18 protein-coding genes are annotated in these 22,729 nt (G+C 57.8%); 9 read left to right on the plus strand and 9 right to left on the minus strand.

The window, feature by feature from the left end; translation table 11 throughout:
* Positions 1-18: 18 nt before the first annotated feature.
* Genes QR290_RS08190 through QR290_RS08200 form a run of 3 tightly spaced genes read left to right on the plus strand, consistent with a single transcriptional unit; the run spans position 19 to position 7,680 of the window.
* The gene (locus tag QR290_RS08190) at positions 19-1,218 is read left to right on the plus strand and encodes a glycosyltransferase family 4 protein (protein WP_289204689.1); all 1,200 of its coding nucleotides are present in this window, start codon (positions 19-21) and stop codon (positions 1,216-1,218) included.
* A 46-nt stretch (positions 1,219-1,264) separates the two neighbouring features.
* Positions 1,265-2,125: a hypothetical protein gene (locus QR290_RS08195; protein ID WP_289204690.1), complete on the plus strand. Its 861-nt coding sequence runs from the start codon at positions 1,265-1,267 to the stop codon at positions 2,123-2,125.
* Between the two features lie 2 nt (positions 2,126-2,127).
* A complete protein-coding gene (locus QR290_RS08200; protein ID WP_289204691.1) occupies positions 2,128-7,680 on the plus strand; it encodes a calcium-binding protein in 5,553 nt (1,850 codons plus the stop codon).
* A gap of 77 nt (positions 7,681-7,757) precedes the next feature.
* Here the strand turns inward: QR290_RS08200 and QR290_RS08205 are convergent, their stop codons facing one another.
* A complete protein-coding gene (locus QR290_RS08205) occupies positions 7,758-8,870 on the minus strand; it encodes an enoyl-CoA hydratase/isomerase family protein (protein ID WP_289204692.1) in 1,113 nt (370 codons plus the stop codon).
* A gap of 132 nt (positions 8,871-9,002) precedes the next feature.
* On the opposite strand from QR290_RS08205, the gene ung reads away from it, so the two are divergent.
* Complete coding sequence (gene ung / locus QR290_RS08210; protein ID WP_085605867.1) at positions 9,003-9,698, plus strand: uracil-DNA glycosylase; 696 nt, start codon at positions 9,003-9,005, stop codon at positions 9,696-9,698.
* Between the two features lie 3 nt (positions 9,699-9,701).
* On the opposite strand, the gene QR290_RS08215 is transcribed toward ung, so the two are convergent.
* From QR290_RS08215 to QR290_RS08235, 5 genes are read right to left on the minus strand one after another with little or no spacing between them, the layout of a single operon-like run.
* Complete coding sequence (locus tag QR290_RS08215; protein WP_115076880.1) at positions 9,702-10,733, minus strand: AbrB family transcriptional regulator; 1,032 nt, start codon at positions 10,731-10,733, stop codon at positions 9,702-9,704.
* The gene (locus tag QR290_RS08220) at positions 10,726-12,240 is read right to left on the minus strand and encodes a tripartite tricarboxylate transporter permease (protein WP_289204693.1); all 1,515 of its coding nucleotides are present in this window, start codon (positions 12,238-12,240) and stop codon (positions 10,726-10,728) included. The genes QR290_RS08215 and QR290_RS08220 overlap by 8 nt, the downstream gene beginning before the upstream one ends.
* 1 nt (position 12,241) lies before the next feature.
* A complete protein-coding gene (locus QR290_RS08225) occupies positions 12,242-12,700 on the minus strand; it encodes a tripartite tricarboxylate transporter TctB family protein (RefSeq protein WP_289204694.1) in 459 nt (152 codons plus the stop codon).
* Positions 12,701-12,758: 58 nt separating this feature from the next.
* Positions 12,759-13,736, minus strand: coding sequence for a Bug family tripartite tricarboxylate transporter substrate binding protein (locus QR290_RS08230; RefSeq protein ID WP_289204695.1), 978 nt, complete (start codon positions 13,734-13,736; stop codon positions 12,759-12,761).
* 39 nt (positions 13,737-13,775) lie between these two features.
* The gene (locus tag QR290_RS08235) at positions 13,776-15,068 is read right to left on the minus strand and encodes an OprD family porin (RefSeq protein ID WP_289204696.1); all 1,293 of its coding nucleotides are present in this window, start codon (positions 15,066-15,068) and stop codon (positions 13,776-13,778) included.
* A gap of 238 nt (positions 15,069-15,306) precedes the next feature.
* On the opposite strand from QR290_RS08235, the gene QR290_RS08240 reads away from it, so the two are divergent.
* Both QR290_RS08240 and QR290_RS08245 read left to right on the plus strand, forming a co-directional pair.
* Positions 15,307-15,978, plus strand: a complete 672-nt coding sequence (locus tag QR290_RS08240) for a response regulator (protein WP_289204697.1) — start codon at positions 15,307-15,309, stop codon at positions 15,976-15,978.
* Positions 15,971-17,356: a sensor histidine kinase gene (locus tag QR290_RS08245; protein WP_289204698.1), complete on the plus strand. Its 1,386-nt coding sequence runs from the start codon at positions 15,971-15,973 to the stop codon at positions 17,354-17,356. Before QR290_RS08240 ends, QR290_RS08245 begins: the two co-directional genes overlap by 8 nt.
* Here QR290_RS08245 and QR290_RS08250 read toward each other — a convergent pair whose 3' ends face one another.
* Together QR290_RS08250 and ygfZ are read right to left on the minus strand one after the other, a co-directional pair.
* Positions 17,357-18,178 carry an HDOD domain-containing protein gene (locus tag QR290_RS08250; protein WP_085605533.1) on the minus strand — a complete coding sequence of 274 codons (822 nt, stop codon included), beginning with the start codon at positions 18,176-18,178 and terminating at the stop codon, positions 17,357-17,359.
* Between the two features lie 35 nt (positions 18,179-18,213).
* The gene (ygfZ, locus tag QR290_RS08255) at positions 18,214-19,155 is read right to left on the minus strand and encodes a CAF17-like 4Fe-4S cluster assembly/insertion protein YgfZ (protein WP_289204699.1); all 942 of its coding nucleotides are present in this window, start codon (positions 19,153-19,155) and stop codon (positions 18,214-18,216) included.
* A 149-nt stretch (positions 19,156-19,304) separates the two neighbouring features.
* Here ygfZ and QR290_RS08260 point away from each other — a divergent pair, with 149 nt between their 5' ends.
* Together QR290_RS08260 and QR290_RS08265 are read left to right on the plus strand one after the other, a co-directional pair.
* Positions 19,305-19,559 (plus strand): succinate dehydrogenase assembly factor 2, encoded by a 255-nt coding sequence (locus tag QR290_RS08260; RefSeq protein ID WP_007957989.1) that lies wholly within the window; start codon positions 19,305-19,307, stop codon positions 19,557-19,559.
* Positions 19,543-19,995, plus strand: coding sequence for a protein YgfX (locus QR290_RS08265; RefSeq protein WP_289204700.1), 453 nt, complete (start codon positions 19,543-19,545; stop codon positions 19,993-19,995). Before QR290_RS08260 ends, QR290_RS08265 begins: the two co-directional genes overlap by 17 nt.
* Here the strand turns inward: QR290_RS08265 and nadB are convergent.
* Positions 19,964-21,580 carry an L-aspartate oxidase gene (nadB, locus tag QR290_RS08270; protein WP_289204701.1) on the minus strand — a complete coding sequence of 539 codons (1,617 nt, stop codon included), beginning with the start codon at positions 21,578-21,580 and terminating at the stop codon, positions 19,964-19,966. The genes QR290_RS08265 and nadB overlap by 32 nt on opposite strands.
* Positions 21,581-22,137: 557 nt before the next feature.
* On the opposite strand from nadB, the gene rpoE reads away from it, so the two are divergent.
* On the plus strand, positions 22,138-22,719 hold the full coding sequence (gene rpoE / locus QR290_RS08275) for an RNA polymerase sigma factor RpoE (RefSeq protein ID WP_003172477.1): 582 nt from the start codon (positions 22,138-22,140) through the stop codon (positions 22,717-22,719).
* Positions 22,720-22,729 lie beyond the last annotated feature (10 nt).

Below are 22,729 nucleotides of genomic sequence, written 5' to 3' on the forward strand. Positions count from 1 at the left end.
GCGGGATATTGCTCAGATATGAATCTTCTTATCATTCATCAGAATTTTCCCGGTCAGTTTCGTCATGTGGCGTTGGAAGCATTGCGCAGACGTCTGGGCGTCATTGCAATTGGACGCGATACAGCGCCAGGTATTGCCGGGGTAAGGTTATTTCGATATCGACCATCAAGGCATATGGCTAATGGCGCTCATGACTATTTGCACAGATATGAAGAGGCAGTTTCGGACGGGCAACAAGTTCAACGAATATTGAAGAGGCTCAGCCAGGCAGGCTTTCGGCCTGATGTGGTTCTTGCCCATCCCGGATGGGGTGAAACGCTATTCGTCAAAGATGTTTACCCCGATGTGCCGCTAGTTCATTTCTGTGAGTACTATTACCGAGCGCGTGAGGCGGACTCTGGTTTCGATCCTGAGTTTCCCTGTGCGATGGATACGTCCTCAAGGCTTAGAGTCTTGAATTCGATGCATCTCCTGAATATTGAGCAGTGCGATGCCGGGATTGCACCTACACAATGGCAGCGCGGTCTTTTTCCGAAAACATATCAGTCTAAAATTCGCGTCATTCACGAAGGCATTGTTCAATTTTCCGAATCAGAAAAGGTCGAGTCTGTAACGCTGCCGAGTGGGCGCGTGATAAAAGCGGGTCAGCCTGTGGTGACTTATGTCGCCAGAAACCTCGAGCCGTACCGAGGCTTTCATAGTTTTATGAGATCCATTCCCTATGTTCTGGAAAAGTGCCCGAGTGCGCAGATTGTTGTAATCGGTGGTGATGGTGTCAGTTATGGACGGATGCCCATTGGATACCCCAACTGGCGAAGCAAGATGGTCGCGGAGGTGGATGTTGATATTTCCAATGTTCACTTTGTTGGGAAGTTGCCTTATCAAATATACAGGTCGGTTCTGAGTCTTTCAAAGGCTCACGTGTATTTGACATATCCGTTTGTACTGTCGTGGTCTTTATTGGAAGCAATGGCATCTGGCTGTGTTGTCGTAGGTTCAAATACCGCTCCCGTGCAGGAAGTTATCGAAGATGGGATCAGCGGGATACTTGTTGATTTTTTTGACGCTGAAGAAATCGCCACGGCAGTGTGCAGGGTTTTAACGTCTTTCGCTGGTTTTGAGTCTATGAAGGATTCGGCGAGGTTGAAGGCAAGCGAATTCGATGTGGTTAAAGGAGTGAGCGGTTACTTTGAAGTGTTTAAGGAGTTGATGAGGTGAGTTGTTTCGAGTGATGCGATTGGTCATTTTAAAATGGAGATTTGAAATGCTTAAGATGTCTCGCAAGGAAGTTTTTCGCCAGTGCAGAAGGGGAGTTAAATATGGCGTGTTACTAGCGATCTGTTATTGGATCGTTGATTTCGGTATTCGATGGGAGGAGGCCGCAGAGGCGCGGGCGATTTATCAGAAGAAACAAGGGGCGTGCAGCAGGAAGCTGGCGGGTATGGAGCAGGTCCCGATACTTGGCGGCAGTCTTCTGGACCGGACAAAGATTCCCGGGTTCCATTTTGGATCGACATTAAGGAGCGACGGCTCCTGTATTGCCGATCTTCTTTCAGGGTCATTCTGGTGGACGGGAAAAGAACTATTTCCGGAATATGAAGCTCACGGGGTAGAACCACCCATTAGTTGGACGTATTACAATGTTTCCGCCAGACTTTACACCAGAAGGGATACCACGGAACCGCACAACATGGGCGGGCGGCATGTGAATTGGCCGGATGAACTGATTGTTAAGCTGAAAAATTATCCAGGCCTGGAACTTTGGCTTACCGCGCCTCCACCCAGTATCAAAAATGAATTCTCTGTTCGAATTTTTGTTATGCACGACTGGCGCCGGCGTGATGGAACACCACGGAAGATAAATTGTATTGGTTTAAATTCGCCCGAATCTAAAGCTTCGGCCAGTGGTTTGAGTAAAGCATATCTTTTGAAAATGAATAAGGAGCAGTTGGAGAATTTGGAGTTTGGGAGTTTACGTACGTATTGCACGGTCGAGTTGCACCATTTCGACTTTGCAGGTGGGGATGCTCGTATACATTTGGGTACCGAGGGCTTGCGGGGTGCTCCAGAAGCGCTTAAGGCTGTCAGTGACTATCTTTCGCATTCAATTATTACAGGGAAGTAAATATGAGCTATATATTCAGTGATCTGGAAAAGTCGGAAATTTTGCAGGCTGCAAATATTTGTGAGGGAATGGAATTCAATGTCGAGGAGGAAGAGTATTTTGCGATAGCAGTGGAGGGGCGAAACTGCGCTGTACTTTATCGCACGTTGTCGAATATTTTGGGTGAGAAATTTTTAGACGGTTCTGCGTTCGATGAGAACGTAATGGGTATTTTTAAAGATGCCAAACTCTGGCTCGATGTAGCAATTGATGCAAATGGCGGGGTGGGCGCTTACTCTGCGTTGATCCGAGCCTACACCATCCGGCAGGGGGAGTTGAGGCTAAATAAAAAATTTAGCGATTTCAAGATGCAAGAGTCATCTAATCAGGTGGCTGTCAATTTCATGAATGCGCTCATGAAAGGCTCCATTGAACATGATTTGGCGCCATGGGCCGTACCCTCCATTAGTCAAATTGCAGAAATCGATGCGCGCGCGATTGGTGAAGTACTATTTCGTGATGATATTGGCAACGTTGATACAGCGACCCGTCATAACGCCGGATGGTCCGGAACAATCGGCTTCAGCCTGTTGGGTGGAGAAAAACCATATGAAACTTGGAGGTTGATCTCCGCCGGTGATCCGGACTCCCACATCAAAGGTAATCATGATCTAGCTAAGTTCAATAGGCTGGACGATCTAAAGAATATTCTGTTTGCCGTGGATTCATACGGTATGGCCTTGCAGGCAGTGATTAAAAACTTCGGGTCGAATATGGTTGAAAGCCTGTTTTCAGTTCTGCCTGAACAAATAAATATCGCTCTCGCCAGTGGCAGCATCAATCCACTGATTCAGCACGTGGTGAAAGGTACGCCCATCTCACCCATTGTCAGCCTGATATTGCGGTACAACCTGAATGATTTTTTTGACATGCTCAGGCGAACCTACGACGGGAACTCGGCCGCCACACCTACCACCGAGGAAACCTTCGCCTCCAACGCCTACACCTTTTTCTCCGCACTTTCTCCGTCTCAATCGCAAAGCATCGTTACCAGAACCATTGGCGAGTATGGCAGTGCCAGGGACTGGGCAACTTTGGCCAGTCAGGCAACGCCAATCGGCGTCGCGTTACGCAATTCTCTCAAGCAGCTAAGTGAAATCGTGATTGAGCGGGCCGACGGTTTTTCCGGACGCGGCCTGGAGCTTTACGACCCCGAAACGGGCGAGGGCATCATCACTGAACAGTGGCTTGCCGATCGCTCTGAAATGCTGGCCCGGCTGATTGCCCGAACCAATGGATCGTTCGGTCGAAATACTGTCCAGACCTTTTCCTATTCGGATTTGGCTTCGGGCAAACAGGCCCTTATGACCACCGGCGTCTCAAACCCTCTGGTCATGTTTGGTGATGACGGCGGTCGATCATTTGGTGGCGGAACGAATACCGATCATCTTTACGGCGGTGGCGGCAACGATTCCATCAGCGGACTTTCCGGTAATGACTTTATCCAGGGGGCTTGCGGCAATGACTCTTTAACAGGAGGCGATGGCAATGATGCGTTGTACGGTATGGCCGGTGATGATGTGTTGGTGGGTGGCAAGGGCAACGACTCTCTGACTGGCGGGCCGGGTAACGATCGGTATGAGTTCTCCAACGGAGATGGAATAGACGAAATCTTTGATGCGGACGTTCAGGGTGTGTTGCTGATAAATGGACCTCCGATCCCACCTCTCGAACGGAGTGCTCCGCTCAGCAATATCTGGCTTACGGAAGATCGAGCCATCAGCTTGACGCTCATTGAAGATCAGGCTGAAAACACGCTGAACATTAAATACGGACTGAGTGATCTCATCGTCGTAAAGAACTTCAAGCCAGGGATGCTCGGAATTGATCTTCCTGATTACCAAAGCCAGACCTTCTCCGTCCCCGACCTGGTCCTTCAAGGCGACTGGAAAGTTAAAGATAACGACCCAAATGTTCGCGGAGATCAGCCTTCTTACGATGAGTTGGGCAACGCCTTGCTTTTGCCCAATGTTAAACAGAGGAACAAAGCGGACCTGCTTTACGGATCACCGAAAGCCGACCTCATCGTTGGTCTTGGCGGGTCTGATCGACTGTTCGGCAAGGACGGCAATGACCGTTTATTCGGTGACAAGCAGTCGACGCTGGAAAATGCTTTTACCGATGCAACAAAGGGAAAGGCCAGCCGTGGCGACTGGCTGGATGGTGGGCAGGGTGATGACCTGCTTGTCGGCACTGCCTCGCGAGACGTGCTGCTCGGCGGCAACGGTCGAGACACGCTGATTGGCGGAGCAGGTGATGACAATCTGTCCGGTGATCAAACAACCGGAGCACATGAACAAAATTGGACAGTCAAGCGCATCGACGTTCCACTCAGTGATGGCGTCATCAGCATGCGTAGCGTCTTTGACAAATTTTCATTGAATAGTCCCACCGAGGGCGGTGACGACATCCTCTATGGGCAGGGTGGCCGGGATTTTATCAATGGCGGCAGGGGAGATGACCTGCTCGATGGCGGAAGTGACGACGACACACTGTACGGCGAAGAGGGTAATGACACGCTGGCTGGCGGGAGTGGCGATGACACATTAACGGGAGACAACCTGGATTGGGGCGGCGGTCTCGACAGTCGCCATCATGGCAACGATTTGTTGGCGGGTGGCAGTGGCGATGACTCCCTTGCCGGTAACGGTGGTAGCGACGTGCTGTACGGCGGCAGCGGCAATGATGTTCTGAAAGGTGATGACGAGGTGCTGCGAGGTGTTTCGGGTGATGCCGCAGACTTTTTCGGAAGTGATTTTCTGGATGGCGGTGAGGGAAATGACACCCTTTGGGGCGGCGGTTCCGATGACTCACTTTTCGGTGGCAGCGGCAACGACGAGTTAGTTGGTGATTACCATGAACACCCGGTTCGTTATCACGGTGATGATTATCTCGATGGCGGTGCGGGTGACGACACACTCCGTGGGTTGGGTGGCTCCGACACACTGATAGGCGGATCAGGCGCCGACGCTCTGGATGGCGATGAGCCCAACTTGCAAGCGGGCGGAACCAACGATGACCACATTCAAGGTAATTCAGGAAACGATACGCTCTGGGGTGGTTTCGGCGCCGATACACTGTTGGGCGGTGCCGATGATGACTTTTTGATAGGGGACTACGAGCGAACATCCGAAGCAGAACATGGCGCTGATTATCTTGATGGCGGTTCAGGCAACGACACTTTGCTGGGCGGTGGCGGAAACGACACGCTGGTTGGTGGGGAGGGAGTCGATTATTTGCGCGGCGGCCCTGGCGATAACGTGTTTGAGGGTGGTGCCGGCAACGATTATCTGGAAGGGATGCAGGGTAACGATGTTTTCTACTTCGGAGTGGGCGATGGACTGGATGTTGTTACCGATACAGGTGGCAACAATGTCGTAAGTTTTGGCAGTGAATTTTCTGCTGAGAACTTGCAGGCCGAGATCGTCAATTTTGATGTGGGCATAGCGTTGCGGCTGTCGAATGGTACTGGTGACGCGCTTCTGATTCGTCACCATGAGAAGTGGGCAGGTTCGACGTTCAGGTTCAACGATGGCGTGATCCTGAATTTCCAGGATGTAATCAAATTAACGGTGCAACCGGTAGATGTAAGAGATCCGTCCGCGACAATTGCTACGGTGCCCGATGCCGGAAAAATGCAGGACATTGAGAGCGTAGCAGTCGTCCAGACACAGCCCGATGACTTAGCCATTTCTACTGAGAGGGAAGACAGTGAAACGGGTCGTCACACCCGGTGGGATAGCCTTTTTCTTTCGGAACTGAAAGCAAAGCGCTCAGCGGCCCGGCAGGCATCAGGATTTGCACTGAACGATCAGGGTGTTTGGGTTAGAAGTCATATCGCTACCGACGAAAGTGGCTATGCCATCAGCGCCGAACTGATCCATGAGGACGTTGAAGCCGGAGTCTTTTCCAATACACCTGAGTGGATGGGGGCGATTGCCGCAGACGCCGTGGTGAGTGAAAGGCAATCAATCTCTGCAACGAAAACCACGTTCAAGTTTGTAAAAGCTGAAGCTGCGCAATTACCGAAACAAAAGCCGAAGTTTTATCCGTCTGGCTCCAGTTATTCAGGATTTTCGTTCAATTTGGGCGAGGTTGTAGTCGAAGATATAGACCAATCGGGCGCTATTCAGGGGTGGTACGTGTATCCCGCTGGCAGTTTTGAAAATCATGAAACTGTTCGTAAAGCGTTTCGCTGGAGTTCTACTACCCAAACGATCAAACATAAAATTGTCCAGGGTAGTGACGCTGGCGGCAGGGTAAATCTCGAAGTGGGAAATCTCTTTCATGGCGGTGCAGGAGATGACTTGGTGGTTACCTATGCCGGTTCAGTGCTTGAGTACGGCGGGGTGAACGACAGGATCCCGGGTGCATTTCTATCGGCGGGCGCAGGTGACGACACATTGCTCGGGTCAGCGGGAGCCGATTATTTGATCAGTGGACCGGGAGAAGATTGGCTTTACGGTGAAAACGGTCCCGACACTTACATCGTTGAAGCGCATGATGGCGCAACCACCATTATTGCCGACGTGCTTAACCCTGTTTTTTTGCGTCCCGAGGTTGGAGCCTCTGGGTGGCATGAAGAGTTTGGGGCGCTTGATATTGATACAGTCGTTCTTCCGGAAGAGGCGAAACCAGACAAGTTGAAGCTAACCTGGGGAGCTGTGTTGGTTGAGACGGTAAATATCGAACTCTCACCCGCCCCACCACGTAGCGCTCATCGTCAACCGCCTCGGGCCCAGATGCTGTACACGACACTCGATATCGCATGGGGCGGAACTCAAAAAGTACGAATCGTTTTGCCCAATCCGAATGACATCGGTGGTTCCGGTATTGAGCGGGTGAGATTTTCTGACGGATCGAGCATCAGTTTCAAAGACCTCGTTAGCCAATTAGGCATTGCCCCCGATACTTATCATCACGGCATCACCGTTCAGGACGCTGCTCAGGTTAAGTCCTTCCGAGAGAACCGTTTTCTACCGCTTGTGGGCGGTCGCGGTAATGACACCCTCAGTGGCACTGGTGAAACAAGAGGGATGCAAGGAGATGATCTGCTGTGCGGTGGCTCAGGCGATGACGTGCTTTACGGCGGGCCGGGCAATGACACTTTGTCCGGTGGCGGGGGCAATGATGTTTATAAATATGATGGGCTTGGGCGAGACCTGGTAGTCAATGCCGGTGGCGGAATTGACGGTATAGACTTTTCGGAGGTTGGGCTGTCGATTGAGCAACTTAACTTCCACCGGGAGCGGGATGATCTCGTCATCGTAGTGAGTTATGGCATGTCTCCAAAGATTCGTGTCTCCGAACACTTTTCAGGAGGCGATGCCGCTATCAGCTTCATCAGCGTTCAAGGAGAAGAGGGCGCTGTTAAAAATTACACGGCGAACCAGCTCGCTGAGCTTTTGCACCCTCTACCTCCTTTACGGGACGTAGAGGATATCTTGCCGAGAAATGATGAAGAGGCGTTGCGGGCAATGAAGGAAATAATCGCGTTTTACGAGTTGAATGTTTGATCGCAGATAGTTTCGCAACGGGCTCAAACTTCCCGCGACAGAGCCCAAAAGACTGCCATCGCGGGTAACGATAGGTTCTAGTATTGCGACAGATCCGCCAACGGATGCCGCCCCTCCCAGACCTTGTGAAAGTGCGCATCCACCACCGCGTCCGGCACCCGGGCGATGTCCGGCCAGTGCCAGTGCGGCTTGTGATCCTTGTCTATCAGCCGTGCCCGAACCCCTTCGCTGAATTCCGGATGCCGGCAGCAATTTAGGCTCAGGGTGTATTCCATCTGAAAGACTTCGGCCAGCGACAAGTGGCGGGCACGAATGATCTGTTCCCAGACCAGATGCGCGGTCAGTGGCGAGCCTTCACTCATGTTTTTCGCGGCACGGGCAATCAACAGGTCGCTGCTGTCGCGATGCAGGCTGATAGCTTTCCAGGCGCAGGTCACGTCGCTGACATCCAGCCATTCATCGATCTGCTGCCGACGCGGCAGCCATTGCGCCTCGGGCATCTGCGCCACGGCTTCCTGCTGCAATGCCTTGAGCAGGCTGTTGAGCTGCATGGCGGTCTGTTCCTGCCAGTTCAACTGCAACAAGCCGTCGATCAGTTCCTGCTGCTGTTCGTCGAGCAGGAAGCGGTCGGCCAGGTCCAGATCGATCGCATCACGACCGTTCATGTGCGCGCCGGTCAAACCAAGGAACAGACCGAGCTTGCCCGGCAATCGCGACAGGAACCAACTGGCGCCGACATCCGGGTACAGGCCGATGCTGATTTCCGGCATCGCCAGTCGACTGCTCGGCGTGACGATCCGGATGCTCGCGCCTTGCAGCAGGCCCATGCCGCCGCCGAGCACATAACCATGGCCCCAGCAGATCAACGGTTTCGGGTAGGTGTGCAGGCTGTAGTCCAGACGGTATTCAGCGTTGAAAAACTGTGCGGCCAGCGGCGGCACTTCGCCGGGGTGGGCGCGACAGGCCTCCACAAGGCTGCGCACTTCGCCGCCAGCGCAGAAGGCTTTGGCACCATTGCCGCGCAGCAGCACGCAGACGATTTGCGGATCCTTGGCCCAGGCGTTCAGTTTGTCGCTCAGGGCGTGGATCATCGGCAGGGACAGCGCATTGAGCGACTTTTCGGCATCCAGCGTGGCCACGCCGATGCGCGCGCCGTCGGTGCCGGTAAGTTCTTCGAAGTGCAGATTCATCGTGACCTCGATCGGGAATTTGAACGATCAGTATGATCGCTGTGTGGGAAAGTGCCGGATCTGCGTCAGATCAATTGACAAGCGTGGTCGGCTTTCCTAGGGTTCGCCCCATTGTTTTTGCCGGGTATGACCATGACTGCTGACGACCGTATCAAACTCGAACCGAGCTGGAAGGAGGCACTGCGTGCCGAATTCGACCAGCCCTACATGGCAGAGTTGCGCACTTTTCTGCAGCAGGAGCGGGCGGCCGGCAAGGAAATCTATCCGCCGGGCCCGATGATCTTCAACGCGCTGAATTCGACGCCGCTGGACAAGGTGAAAGTGGTCATCCTCGGCCAGGACCCGTATCACGGCCCGGGCCAGGCCCACGGTTTGTGCTTCTCGGTGCAACCGGGCGTGCCGGCGCCGCCGTCGCTGGTCAACATCTATAAAGAGTTGAAGCGCGACCTGAATATCGACATTCCCAACCACGGTTACTTGCAGAGCTGGGCTGATCAGGGCGTGTTGATGCTCAACACCACCATGACCGTCGAACGCGCCAACGCCAATGCGCACAAGGACAAGGGCTGGCAGTTCTTTACGGACCGGATCATTGAGGTGGTCAGCCAGCAGCAACCGCATCTGGTGTTCATGCTCTGGGGGGCGCATGCCCAGAGCAAGCAGAAGCTGATCGATGCCACCAAACATCTGGTGCTGACCTCGGTGCATCCGTCGCCGCTGTCGGCTTATCGCGGTTTCCTTGGTTGCGGGCATTTCAGCCGTACCAACAAATTCCTCGAGCAGAATGGCGAGGCGCCGATTGAGTGGCGCCTTCCGTCGGTGGTCTGATGCTCAGGGCTGGCGGTTCCAGTATTTGAACAACGGTTCCGCCAGAAACAGCACGAACAACAACCGCATCACCTGCATCGCCGTCACCAGTGGCACCGACAATTGCAGGGTTTCCGCCGTCAGGCTCATCTCGGCGATCCCACCGGGCATCATGCCCAGGGTCAGTGATCGCAGGTCCAGATGAGTCAGCGCACTCAGTCCCAACGCCGCCAGGGTTGCGATCAACATGGTCAGCGCCGTGCCGATCAACGTGCGCCCCATGAACGACGGCGCGCGGCGGAAGAACTGCCGGTTGAAGTGACAGCCCAGACCGCTGCCGATCAGCCATTGACCGATCTGACTGCCGCCATTGGGCAGGCCGATGTGCAGATCCCAGCCGATGCTCACCGCCGCGCTTACCAGCAGCGGGCCGAACAGCCATGGGTTGGGTTGACGCAGACGTTGCCACAGCCAGGCGAGCAGGCCGCCCGCCGGAAAAAGAATCGCCAGCCAGCGCCAATCGACGCTGCCGGCGTGTGAAATCGGTGTGCCGTCACCCAGCAGATATTTGAACGCCGCCGGAACACACAACACCACCACCAACACCCGCAGACTCTGCCCGGCCGCGACATGGCTGAGCATCGCGCCGTTGCGGGCGCCGAGGTTGACCATCTCGCCGGAGCCGCCGGGCATGCTGGAGAAAAACGCCGTGGCGCGATCCTCGCCGGTGCGGCGCATCAGCCACACGCCGACCACCGCCGAGAGGCTGGTGACCAGCGCGCCGAAGAAGATCAGGCCGAAGTGGCTGAGCACCTGCTCCATCACCAGTGGAGTGAAGTGCAGGCCGATGCCGATCCCGACAATCCACTGGCCGCATTTGCGGCCGCCAGGGATTTCGGCCAATTGCCACGGGGTCAGGCAGCGCACCAGGATGATCGCCAGCAACGAGCCGACCATCCACGGCAGCGGCCAGCCGATCTGGCTGGCGATGTAACCGCCAAGCAGACCGACCAGCGGGGTTCCCCACCATTGTTTCAACGAAGAGCGATCAAACATCGGCAATCGCGTTCCGGGCAGCGGAACGACGGCGCCAGATGCGCAGCAGCGGGAAGGCCAGCATCAACGCGGTGAGCACCCAGACACCGAAGGTGATCGGGCTCGACCAGAGGATGTCCAGCGCACCGTTGGAAATCGACAGCGCCCGGCGCAGGTTCTGCTCCATCAGGCCGCCGAGGATGAAGCCCAGCAGGACTGGCGACAGCGGGAAATCCAGTTTGCGCAGGATGTAGCCGAAGATGCCGATGCCGACCATCAGGAACAGGTCGAACGTGGTCGCGTGCACGGCGTAGACGCCGATCCCGGTAATGATCGCGATCACCGGCACCAGCGCCCAGTTCGGCACGGCGAGGATGCGGGTGAAGATGCGGATCATCGGGATGTTCAGGATCACCAGCATGATGTTGGCGATGAACAGCGAGGCGATCAGGCCCCAGACGATGTCCGGCTGTTGCTGGAACAGCAGCGGGCCGGGGGTGATGTTGTACAGCGACAGAGCGCCGATCATCACCGCTGTGGTGCCCGAACCCGGAACGCCGAGGGTCAGCATCGGCACCAGCGCGCCGCAAGCGGAGGCGCCGATGGCGGTTTCCGGCGCAGCGAGACCACGAGCGTCGCCCTGACCGAACTTGCCGCTGGCACCAGCGATGCGTTTCTCGGTCATGTAGGCCACGGCGCTGGCGAGGGTCGCACCGGCACCCGGCAACACACCCATGATGAAACCGAGCAGGCCGCAACGGATGTTCACCACGAACACCGACGCCGCTTCCTTGAAGTTGAACATCATCCGGCCGGTAGCTTTGACCGCTTCCTGGCCGTGATGGGTTTTCTCAAGCAGCAGGAGGATTTCGCTGATCGAGAACAGGCCCAGCACCAGCACCACGAACTGAATGCCGTCAGTCAGGTGAATGTTGTCGCCGGTGAAGCGGTAAACACCGCTGTTGGCGTCGATGCCGACGCTGGACAGGAACAGACCGATCAACGCCGCGATGAAGGTTTTCAACGGTCGGTCACCGGCCATGCCGCCGAGGCAGACAATCGCGAACACCATCAACACGAAGTATTCCGCCGGCCCGAAGGCAATCGCCCATTTCGCCAGCAGCGGCGCGAACAGCACCATGCCGCAGGTAGCGATGAAGGCGCCGATGAACGAGCTCCACGCCGACAACGACAGCGCCACACCGGCCAGGCCTTTGCGGGCCATCGGGTAACCGTCGAGGGTGGTCATCACGGTGGAGGCCTCGCCCGGAATGTTCAGCAGGATCGAACTGATCCGGCCGCCGTATTCGCAACCCAGATAAACCGCCGCCAGCAGGATCAGTGCCGATTCCGGTGGCAGCCCGAGGGCGAATGCGATGGGGATCAGCAATGCCACGCCATTGATCGGGCCCAGGCCCGGCAACAATCCGACCACGGTGCCGATCAGCGTGCCGGTCAGGGCCGTGACCAGGTTGTACGGACTCAGAGCGACGCCGAAGCCCTGACCCAAATAACCGAGAGTATCCATATCAGTTCTCCAGAACGTCGAGCAGGCCGAGGGGCAGCGGTACGTCCATCACGCGGTCGAACAGCACGTACAAACCGATCGCCATCAGCGTCGTGACAATGACGCTGGGCACCCAGCGCCCGCCATACAGGCGCGCCATCGGGATGCCGATCACAATGCTGCTGAGGATGAAGCCCAGCGGCTCGAACAAACCGGCGAACACCAGCAGCAGGGCGACGCAGATCGAGATCTTGGTCAGGGTTTCGCGATCCAGCGGCGGCTCGTCCTCACTGTGTTTGATGGGCGCCGGACGAAACACCATGTACAGCAGCGCCAGGCCCATCAGGCCCAGCATCAGCAGGGGGAATGCGCGAGGGCCGACCGGTTCGTAGGAAAAAGCCGCCTGATACGGCCAGGCCATCAGCGCCAGGCTGGCGCAGACCAGCAACAGCACCGAGGCAAAAATGCGTTGAATAAGCATGGGGAGCTCCTGGGCCACGACCCTGCGAGGCAGGGCCGTGAGCGCTAGACAGAGACGATCACTGAATCAGGCCGAACTCTTTGGCCAGCACCTTGTAGTCCGCCACTTGCTTCTTGACGTAGGTGTCCAGCTCGGGGCCGGTCATGGCGAAAGGGAACAACTCACGCTGATCACGCAGCTTGGCGAAGTCGTCGGAGGCCAGTAGTTTGTCGAAGGAGTCTTTCCACCAGGCGTAGTCTTCATCGCTGACTTTCGGCCCGAGGTAGAAACCGCGCACCACCGGCCAGACGATGTCGTAGCCTTGCTCGCGAGCGGTAGGAATGTCCTTCATTTCCGGCTCGTCCAGGCGTTTGTCGGCAAACACGGCCAGCAGGCGCATGTCACCACTCTGGATGTGCGGCATGGAGTCGGAGATGTCGGTACTGCCGACCTGGATGTGACCGCCGAGCAGGGCGGTAGCGATCTCGCCCCCCCCTTCGAGGGCGACGTAACGCAGGTCGCGCGGGTTGATTCCGGCGGCTTTTGCGATCAGTGCGGTCTGCATCCAGTCCTGGCTGCCGACGGTGCCGCCGGAACCGATGACCACGGAACTCGGATCTTTCTTCAGTGCCTGCACGAGATCGTCGAGGGTTTTGTAGGGGGAGTCGTTTTTCACCGCGATGGCGCCGTAGCTGGTGCCGACCGCCGCCAACCAGCGCACGTTGGTTTCATCGAACCGACCGAACTTGCCTTGCGCCAGGTTCAGCAACGAACCGCTGGACCACGCCACCAAAGTGCCCGCATCGGCGGGACGCTGCGCCACGACGGCGTTGTACGCCACCGCACCGACACCGCCGGGCATGTAGGTTACGCGCATCGGTTTGGTCAGCAGCTTTTCGTTGACCAGCGCGCTTTGCACCAGTTTGCAGGTCAGGTCGAAGCCGCCGCCGGGGGAGGCGGGGGCGATGCATTCCGGACGTTTCGGTTCGGCCATCAATTGGCCGGCGAACAGCATGACGCCGGCGGCTAGAGCAACTTTACGCAGTGATAAGTTCATCTATGTCTCCTTGGGAGTTGTTGTTATTGACGTACTGAATTACCAAAGGGCAACGCTATAGCTCACCAGCAGACGCACTTCATCGGCATCGCGAGCGGAATAGTTGGAACGGTAAGTGGCATTACGCAAACGCACGGCAACGTCCTTCAGGGCGCCGCTTTGTACTACATATTTGATCTCGGTGTTGCGCTCCCACTCTTTGCCTTCGTCACCGTTCTTGAGCTTGATGTTGTCACCGCTCAAGTAGCGGCTCATGAAGCTCAGGCCGGGGATACCGAGCCGGGCGAAGTCGAAGTCGTAGCGCGCCTGCCAGGAGCGTTCTTCGGCGCCGGCGAAGTCGTTGATCTGCACGAAGTTGACCAGGTATGGGTCGCTGCCATCGACATAGGGGAAGGCACTGTCACCGGACATGTGCTGATAACCGGCGGTGAACTTGTGACCGCTCAGGGCATAACTGACCAGGCCGTTGAGGGAGCGGTTGTCGATCTCGCCGCCACGGGCTGCGCCCTGATCGTCACTGACGGCGAAACGCAGGTCAGTGGCGAAGGTGCCCGGGCCCATCGGCCGCGAAGCGACCAGACCGAAGAAGTGCTGGTTATAGACTTCGTCGAGTTGGGCGAAGTGGTAGCTGCCGGTGACCTTGTCTGTGAACTTGTAGTCCACGCCCCCAAAATCGAAGTGCTTGCCGGCGGCGGTGCCGGCGAATCGGCTGTTCTTGTTGTTGAGGGCAATGTCCTCGAAATCGGTGCTGTCGCGGTCCTTGGCCTTCTCCAGGCGTCCGCCGGTGAAGGTCAGGTTCTTGATCTCTTTGGAGGTCAGCAAACCACCTTCGAAGGTCTGCGGCAGGATTCGACCGTCGTTCGGCTTGAGGATCGGCAGTTCCGGAATCAGGCTGCCGACCTTCAGTTCGGTGGCGGAGATTTTTACTTTGCCGGTCAGGCCGAGCTTGGAGTATTCGTCCGCCGCGCGCCCGTCATCGTGGGTCGGCAGCAGGCCGGTGCCGGTGCGATCCGGGCTCGAATCGAGCTTGACCCCCAACATCCCCAACGCATCGACACCGAACCCCACGGTGCCGTCGGTATAGCCCGATTGCAGATTGAGCATGAAACCCTGGGCCCACTCGTCGCGTTTGGACTGCTGGGCGCTGGTACCGTCGCGAAAGTCGCGGTTGAAATACATGTTGCGGGTTTCGAAGGTGGCGCTGCTGTCTTCGATGAAATCGGCGTAGCTCATCGGCGTGAAACCGGCGAGGGCAGCGGCACTGGCGAGGGTGGCGTGGCTGAAACGGGAAGGGCGGACAGGCGTGGAAGCCTTGGTCTGCAAAGACGGCATGCGAGGTGTACTCCGTTTATTGTTCTTATTGGTCGAAAACGCTTCGAGGCGTTTTTCGTATCGCTGTGTGGCAGCAGCGACGGAAGCCGAAACATTCCGTAACCCGACTCTATCGGCCCAACCTTTCGCTAACCTTTCAGCAGGCTTTAACGCGTTTTCGGGCTTCACAGTGGCGGTTGCGGCTGTAAACTCCGCCGCAAAGAATGGCGTCGGCCATCCCTGAATGAGGTAGAGATCCATGCGTGTCCTGCTCGTCGAAGACCATTTGCCGCTGGCCGAAAGCGTCGCTCAGGCGCTCAAGAGCACCGGTCTGACCGTGGATGTCTTGCACGATGGCGTTGCCGCCGATCTGGCCCTGGGCAGCGAGGAATACGCGGTGGCGATCCTCGATGTCGGCCTGCCGCGCATGGACGGCTTTGAAGTGCTGGCGCGCCTGCGGGGCCGGGGCAAGAACCTGCCGGTGCTGATGTTGACTGCCCGCAGCGACGTCAAGGATCGGGTCCATGGGCTCAATCTCGGTGCTGACGATTACCTCGCCAAGCCGTTCGAACTCACTGAGCTCGAAGCGCGAGTCAAAGCCCTGCTGCGCCGTAGCGTGCTTGGCGGTGAACGCCAGCAGCGCTGCGGAGTGCTGGCCTATGACCTCGACACCCGACGCTTCACCCTCGGCGATGAATTGCTGACGCTGACCTCCCGCGAACAGGCAGTGCTCGAAGCGCTGATTGCCCGCCCGGGTCGGGTGATGAGCAAGGAGCAACTGGCTGCGCAGGTGTTCGGTCTCGACGAAGAGGCCAGCCCCGACGCCATCGAAATCTATGTGCACCGCCTGCGCAAAAAGCTCGACGGTCATTCAGTGGCCATCGTGACCTTCCGGGGTTTGGGTTATCTGCTGGAAAGCCGCGATGCATAAGCCCAGCAGCCTGCGCTGGCGGTTGTTGTGGAACCTCGCGCTGCTGCTGGTGGTGTTGATGCTCGCCAGCGGATTGAGCGCGTACTGGAATGGTCGCGAAGCTGCCGACACCGCCTACGACCGCACGCTGCTGGCCTCGGCGCGGACCATCGCCGCCGGTCTGTCGCAGCGCGATGGCAGTCTCAGTGCTGACGTGCCTTACGTGGCGCTCGATACCTTCGCTTACGATAGCGCCGGGCGCATCTATTACCAGGTCAACGACATTCATCAGCAACTGATTTCCGGCTACGAAAACCTGCCGGGCCCGCCGCCGGGCACGCCGAGAACCGACAGCTATCCCGCCTTGGCGCGCTTTTACGACGCTACATATCAGGGGCAGAACGTGCGTGTGGTGAGCCTGCTCAAAGCAGTCAGCGAACCGAACATGAACGGCATGGCGGAAATCCGCGTTGCCGAAACCGACGAAGCGCGCGTCAGCATGGCTCGCAGTCTCGCGGCCGATACCTTGCTGCGTTTGGGCATGCTGGCGATTGGCGCGTTGTTGCTGGTGTGGTTTGCGGTGAGTGCTGCGCTGCGGCCGATCGAACGATTGCGCACGGCAGTGGAAGAGCGCCAGCCCGATGACCTGCGGCCGTTGCCGTTGGTGGAAGTGCAACACGAGTTGTGGCCGCTGGTGCGGGCGCTCAATCACTTTACCGAACGCCTGCGCGGGCAGTTCGAGCGGCAGGCGCAATTTATCGCCGATGCGTCCCACGAGCTGCGCACGCCACTGGCAGCGCTCAAGGCGCGTCTTGAACTGGGTTTGCGCTCGAACGAGCCGCAGACCTGGCGCGACACGTTGGAATCCTCGGCGCAAAGCACGGATCGCCTGACCCATCTGGCCAATCAGTTGCTGTCGCTGGCTCGAGTGGAAAACGGCGCCCGGGCTATTGCCGAGGGCGGTGCGCAGTTGCTCGATCTGAGTCAGTTGGCCCGCGAACTGGGGATGGCCATGGCGCCGCTGGCCCACGCGCGGGGTGTCGCGCTGGCGCTGGAAGCGGACGAGCCGGTCTGGCTGCGTGGCGAACCGACGTTGCTCAACGAGTTGCTGAGCAATCTGGTGGACAACGCGCTGGCCCACACGCCGCCGGGCGGCAACGTGATTCTGCGGGTCACGGCGCCGGCGGTGCTTGAAGTTGAAGACGATGGGCCAGGCATTCCGCTGGAAGAGCGGGATCGAGTGTTTGAACGCTTTTACCGGCGCAACCAGCAAGTGGCTGGTTCCGGGCTGGGGCTGGCGATTGTCGGGGAAATCTGCCGCGCGCATCTGGCGCAGATCAGTCTGCACGATGGTGAGCAGGCGGGTTTGAAGGTGCGGGTGAGTTTTGTCGCCGGTTGATCAGTAGAACATCGACCGCGATTCTTCCAGATCGGCGCACAGCGCCTTGTTTTCCGGGTCGATGCCGAGCTTGCGGAATGCCGGCACACTGAACGGATCGATGCGGGCCATCGGATGGTCGGTGTCCTTGTGGCAATACAGGCTGGCCACTTGCACGATGTCGACGTAATCGATCTGCTGCGATTCGCGCTTGAGGTCCTGATACAGCCCCGGCAACTCCACCAGACGCTCGGGAAATTCCCAGACCCGCAGCAATTTGTCGCCGAGCAACGGATGAATATGGTCGATCACATGGTTGAGGCTGACCGGATCGGACAGCAATTCGTAGTGGTCTTCGGCATAGGTCAGTATCGGCAGCACGCCGATCTGATGAACCAGTCCACCGAGCGCGGCCTGATCGGGCTTGAGCTGGGTGTAGCGGCGGCACAGTGCGTAGCTGACCCCGGCAATTTCCAGGCTCTTGCGCCAGACTTCGCGCATCTTCTGTTCGACCACGTCGGAGCGGGCGTGGAAGATCTGCTCCATCACCAGGCCGATCGCCAGATTGCTGCTGTAGTTGACGCCAAGCCGGGTGATGGCGGTGTGCAGGTCGGTGACTTCCTGAGTGGCGCGCAGCAGCGGGCTGTTGACCACTTTGATCAGGCGTGCCGACAGCGCGGTGTCGCGGCCGATCACTTTGCTCAGGTCGCTGACGCTGATATCCGGATCTTCAGCGGCCTTGCGAATCTGCAGGGCCACTTCCGGTAACGTTGGCAGAACCAGGTCATCGTTATCGATGGCCTCAACCAAATCCTGTTGGACCTTATCCGCCAGCTCACTCATGTCGTTTCTCTAGGGTGTTGCAACAAATGCTGCGATCAACGCTGGATTTCGCGGTCGCGATCCAGTTCGTAAGGCAGGTCGAGCAAGTGCAGCGCCGGACCTTCGGCCGTGCCCAGATGCAAATCGCCTGCGTCGGCAGCTTCGGCCTGCAACACCGCCAGCAGTTCAATATTCTTTTCGGTACGGGCGGCCAGCACTACTTCACCGATGGAGCTGCCGTGGCTCGGGGCGAACAGCGGGGTGCCCGGCTCCGGCAATTCGCTGGCATCCAGTTGCACGCGGTACAGGCGACGCTTGAGTTTGCCCAGGTACTGCATGCGCGCGACGATTTCCTGACCGGTGTAGCAGCCTTTCTTGAAACTCACGCCGCCGACGGCCTGCAGATTGAGCATCTGCGGGATGAACAGCTCGCGGGTGCTTGGCATGACCTGACCGATACCGGCGCGGATCTGGCCCAGCAGCCATTGATTGAGTTCGGCTTCGGTCAATTGCGCGGACAGCTTGCCTTTGACGGAGTCCGCCTGATCGGCAGGCACCCAGAGTTCGGCACGGTTCGGGGAGACGCGAATCGCGATCAGCCCTTCGTGGCGGGCCACGCTGTCGGTGTCTGCCGGCAGTTCCAGACCCAGACTGCTCAGGGCCGCATCGCCATGATCGAGGCCGAAGCGCACCCAGGAGGCGCTTTCGTCGGTCAGTTTCGATTTGGAGAACACCGCGTACTTTTTCAGGTCTGCCAGTTGCGGCTCCAGCAGTTCGCCGGCCATCGCCAGCAGTACGCCGTCGCCTTCCAGCACGATGCGGAAACTCGACTGCATGCGGCCTTTCTGCGTGCAACGGGCACCAAGGCTGGCCTGGGTTTCACTCAGGTAATTGATGTTGCAGGTCAGCTGGCCTTGCAGGAATTTGCCGGCATCCGCGCCGCGAACCGCGAGAACGCCTTCATGAGAGAGGGTGCAGAAAAAAGCAGAATCGGCCATGGGTCATCGCAGGGTAAATAGACTGGGGCACATCATAAGGGGGTGGTGTTGAAATGGGTAGTTGATAAAGGATCGGTGGTGCCCGACCAAAGCCGACTGTTCGGCCCGCTTGGGGCCTGTATACTTGCGGCCTATTTGAGGAGGGCTCCATGGTCGAACAAGTTGAACTGAATCGCCTCTTTTGGCACAGCCGTCGCGGCATGCTGGAACTCGACGTGTTGCTGGTGCCGTTCGTGAAAGAGGTCTACGCCAATCTGAACGAGGTGGATCGCGCGCTGTATGTCCGCCTGCTCGAGTGCGAGGATCAGGACATGTTCGGCTGGTTCATGGAGCGCAGCGAATCGGAAGATCCCGAGCTGCAACGCATGGTTCGCATGATTCTGGATCGTGTCCAGCCCAAGTAACACGTTCGAATGCCGCTGGCATGCCTCACGGCAGTTGCTGGCGGCGTATCTGCTGGCCCAGGCATTCGCGCTGGGATCTCTGTTTCTGTTGTCGATTCCTTTCTGGGTTTCTCTGCTCGGGGCTTTCGCGTGTCTCGGCCATGCTGCCTGGGTGTTGCCGCGGCAGATTCTGCTGAGTCATCCCGAGGCATTTCGCGGATTGCGTCGGGACGCCGATGGCTGGCAACTGTGGAACCGGGCCGATGGCTGGCAGGCGGTGCAATTGCGACCGGACAGTCTGGCGCTGCCACTGATCGTGGTGCTGCGCTTTCGATTGCGTGATGAGCGGCGCGTCAGGTCGATCTGTGTGCCCCGGGACTCGCAGGCGGCGGATCTGCACCGACGCCTGCGGGTACGCCTCAAGTTCAGCCGGCGTAGGTGGGCGGCACCAGAATAGTGTCGAGTGCTTCGGGCAGCAGGTCCGGATAGTCGAGGGTGTAATGCAGACCCCGGCTTTCTTTGCGCTCCATGGCTGAACGGATCATCAGCTCCGCCACTTGCGCCAGGTTGCGCAGCTCGATCAGGTCACGGCTGACCTTGTAGTTACTGTAGAACTCGTCGATTTCGTCCAGCAGCAGACGCACGCGATGTTGTGCCCGTTGCAGGCGCTTGTTGGTGCGCACGATGCCAACGTAGTCCCACATGAATCGCCGCAATTCGTCCCAGTTGTGGGCGATGATCACGTCTTCATCGGAATCGGTCACTTGGCTGGCGTCCCAGGCGGGCAGGGCGCGCGGGATCGCGACGTCGGGCAGTTGCTCGAGAATGTCCGCCGCTGCCGAACGGGCGTAGACGAAGCATTCGAGCAGCGAGTTGCTGGCCATGCGGTTGGCGCCGTGCAGGCCGGTGAAGCTGGTTTCGCCAATGGCGTACAGGCCGGGCACATCGGTGCGGCCCTGTTGATCGACCATCACGCCGCCGCAGGTGTAATGCGCAGCCGGTACGACCGGGATCGGTTGCTTGGTGATGTCGATGCCAAAGCCGAGGCAGCGCTCGTAGACGGTCGGGAAGTGCGATTTGATGAAGGCTTCGGGTTTGTGGCTGATGTCGAGGTAGACGCAGTCGACACCCAGACGCTTCATTTCATGGTCGATGGCGCGAGCGACGATGTCCCGTGGCGCCAGTTCTGCACGTGAGTCGAAGCGCTGCATGAAGCGTTCGCCGTTAGGCAGCTTCAAATGGGCGCCTTCGCCGCGTAGGGCTTCGGTGACCAGAAAGCTCTTGGCTTGCGGGTGATAGAGGCAGGTGGGGTGGAACTGGTTGAACTCCAGGTTCGCCACCCGGCAGCCCGAACGCCAGGCCATGGCGATGCCATCACCGCAGGCGCCGTCAGGGTTACTTGTATATAGATAGACTTTGGCGGCGCCGCCGGAAGCCAGAATTACGAAGCGTGCGCCGAAGGTATCGACTTCCCCGGTTTTGCGGTTGAGCACGTATGCGCCGAGGCAGCGTTCGCCTTCCAGCCCCAGTCGACGCTCAGTGATCAGATCGACCGCTACCCGTTGTTCGAGCAATTCGATGTTCGGGCGTTCTTTGGCCTGGGCCAGCAAGGTTGTGAAGATCGCGGCGCCAGTGGCATCGGCTGCGTGGATGATCCGTCGATGGCTGTGGCCGCCTTCGCGGGTGAGGTGGAATTCGAAGCCGCCGTCTTCTGTGCCGGACTGTTCGTCGCGAGTGAAGGGCACGCCCTGGTCGATCAGCCACTGGATCGCTTCCTTGCTGTGCTCCACGGTGAAACGCACCGCGTCTTCATGGCACAGGCCGCCGCCGGCATTCAGGGTGTCATCGACATGGGACTCGACGGTGTCGGTGTCGTCCAGCACGGCCGCGACGCCACCTTGTGCCCAATAGGTCGAGCCGTTGGCGAGGTCGCCTTTGCTCAGTACCGCGATGCGCAAGTGACCGGGCAGGGTCAGCGCGAGACTCAAACCGGCAGCGCCGCTGCCAATCACCAGAACATCGTGTTGAAACTGTTGGCTCATTTCAGGATTCCGCTCAAAGCGACCCGGGTCGGGGTTGGCGCAGGACAGGCGGATGGGCGAGTCGAGACAGCCACACAGCCCACTAGTATATAGAGGGGTGGGGCGGCACAATAGCCGGGCCGATATGGCATTGTGAAACTACCGTGACGGAAAAATACCGACGCTTTGTCGGAAGTTTTTTCAGCGGTTTTGGGAAAAAGCGACTGTATCGCAGATGAAACAGGCTTTTTCCGCTCACGGTTGCACAATGTCGGCGCGACACGTCTATAAATATTTGGAACTTTTGCCAGAGGCCCAAGATCAATAGACAGTTGCCCGAAACAAGGGACAGTGTCGGCTTCAATGCGGAACCTGCGGTTGGGTTCTTGCCGGCGAGCCGATGACAAGATTATTCGCGCAGCCGGTTCATCCCGCGCTGCGTTTTTCGTGCGTGCCAAATCAGAGCCCGCAGGAAACTTGCTTGGAGGGGGAGAACTTTTGCGAAAAGCCCGAGTCTATGTTTGCAAGTCCGGTCGATTGGTCATGCAAGCCTCCTCCGAGTTTATCGAGGAGTGTTCATGCTAACCCAGGAAGAGGATCAGCAGCTGGTCGAACGCGTTCAGCGTGGCGACAAGCGAGCTTTCGATCTGCTGGTGCTGAAGTATCAGCACAAAATTCTCGGGTTGATCGTGCGTTTTGTGCACGACACCCATGAAGCCCAGGACGTCGCACAAGAAGCCTTTATCAAGGCATATCGAGCGCTTGGAAATTTCCGCGGCGACAGTGCGTTTTATACGTGGCTGTACCGCATCGCCATCAACACGGCGAAGAACTATCTGGTTTCACGCGGCCGTCGGCCGCCGGATAGCGATGTTAGTTCAGAGGATGCGGAGTTCTATGACGGCGATCACGGCCTGAAGGATCTCGAGTCTCCTGAACGTGCATTGCTGCGGGATGAGATCGAAGGCACCGTCCATCGAACCATTCAGCAACTGCCAGAGGATTTGCGCACGGCGTTAACTTTGCGTGAATTCGATGGTCTGAGTTACGAGGACATCGCGAGCGTCATGCAATGTCCGGTTGGTACCGTGCGCTCCCGGATTTTCCGCGCCCGGGAGGCCATCGATAAAGCCCTGCAGCCTTTGTTGCAGGAAAACTAAAGACAGCGGC

Origin of the sequence: Pseudomonas fluorescens, assembly GCF_030344995.1 — a bacterium.
GTDB lineage: Bacteria > Pseudomonadota > Gammaproteobacteria > Pseudomonadales > Pseudomonadaceae > Aquipseudomonas > Aquipseudomonas fluorescens_BF.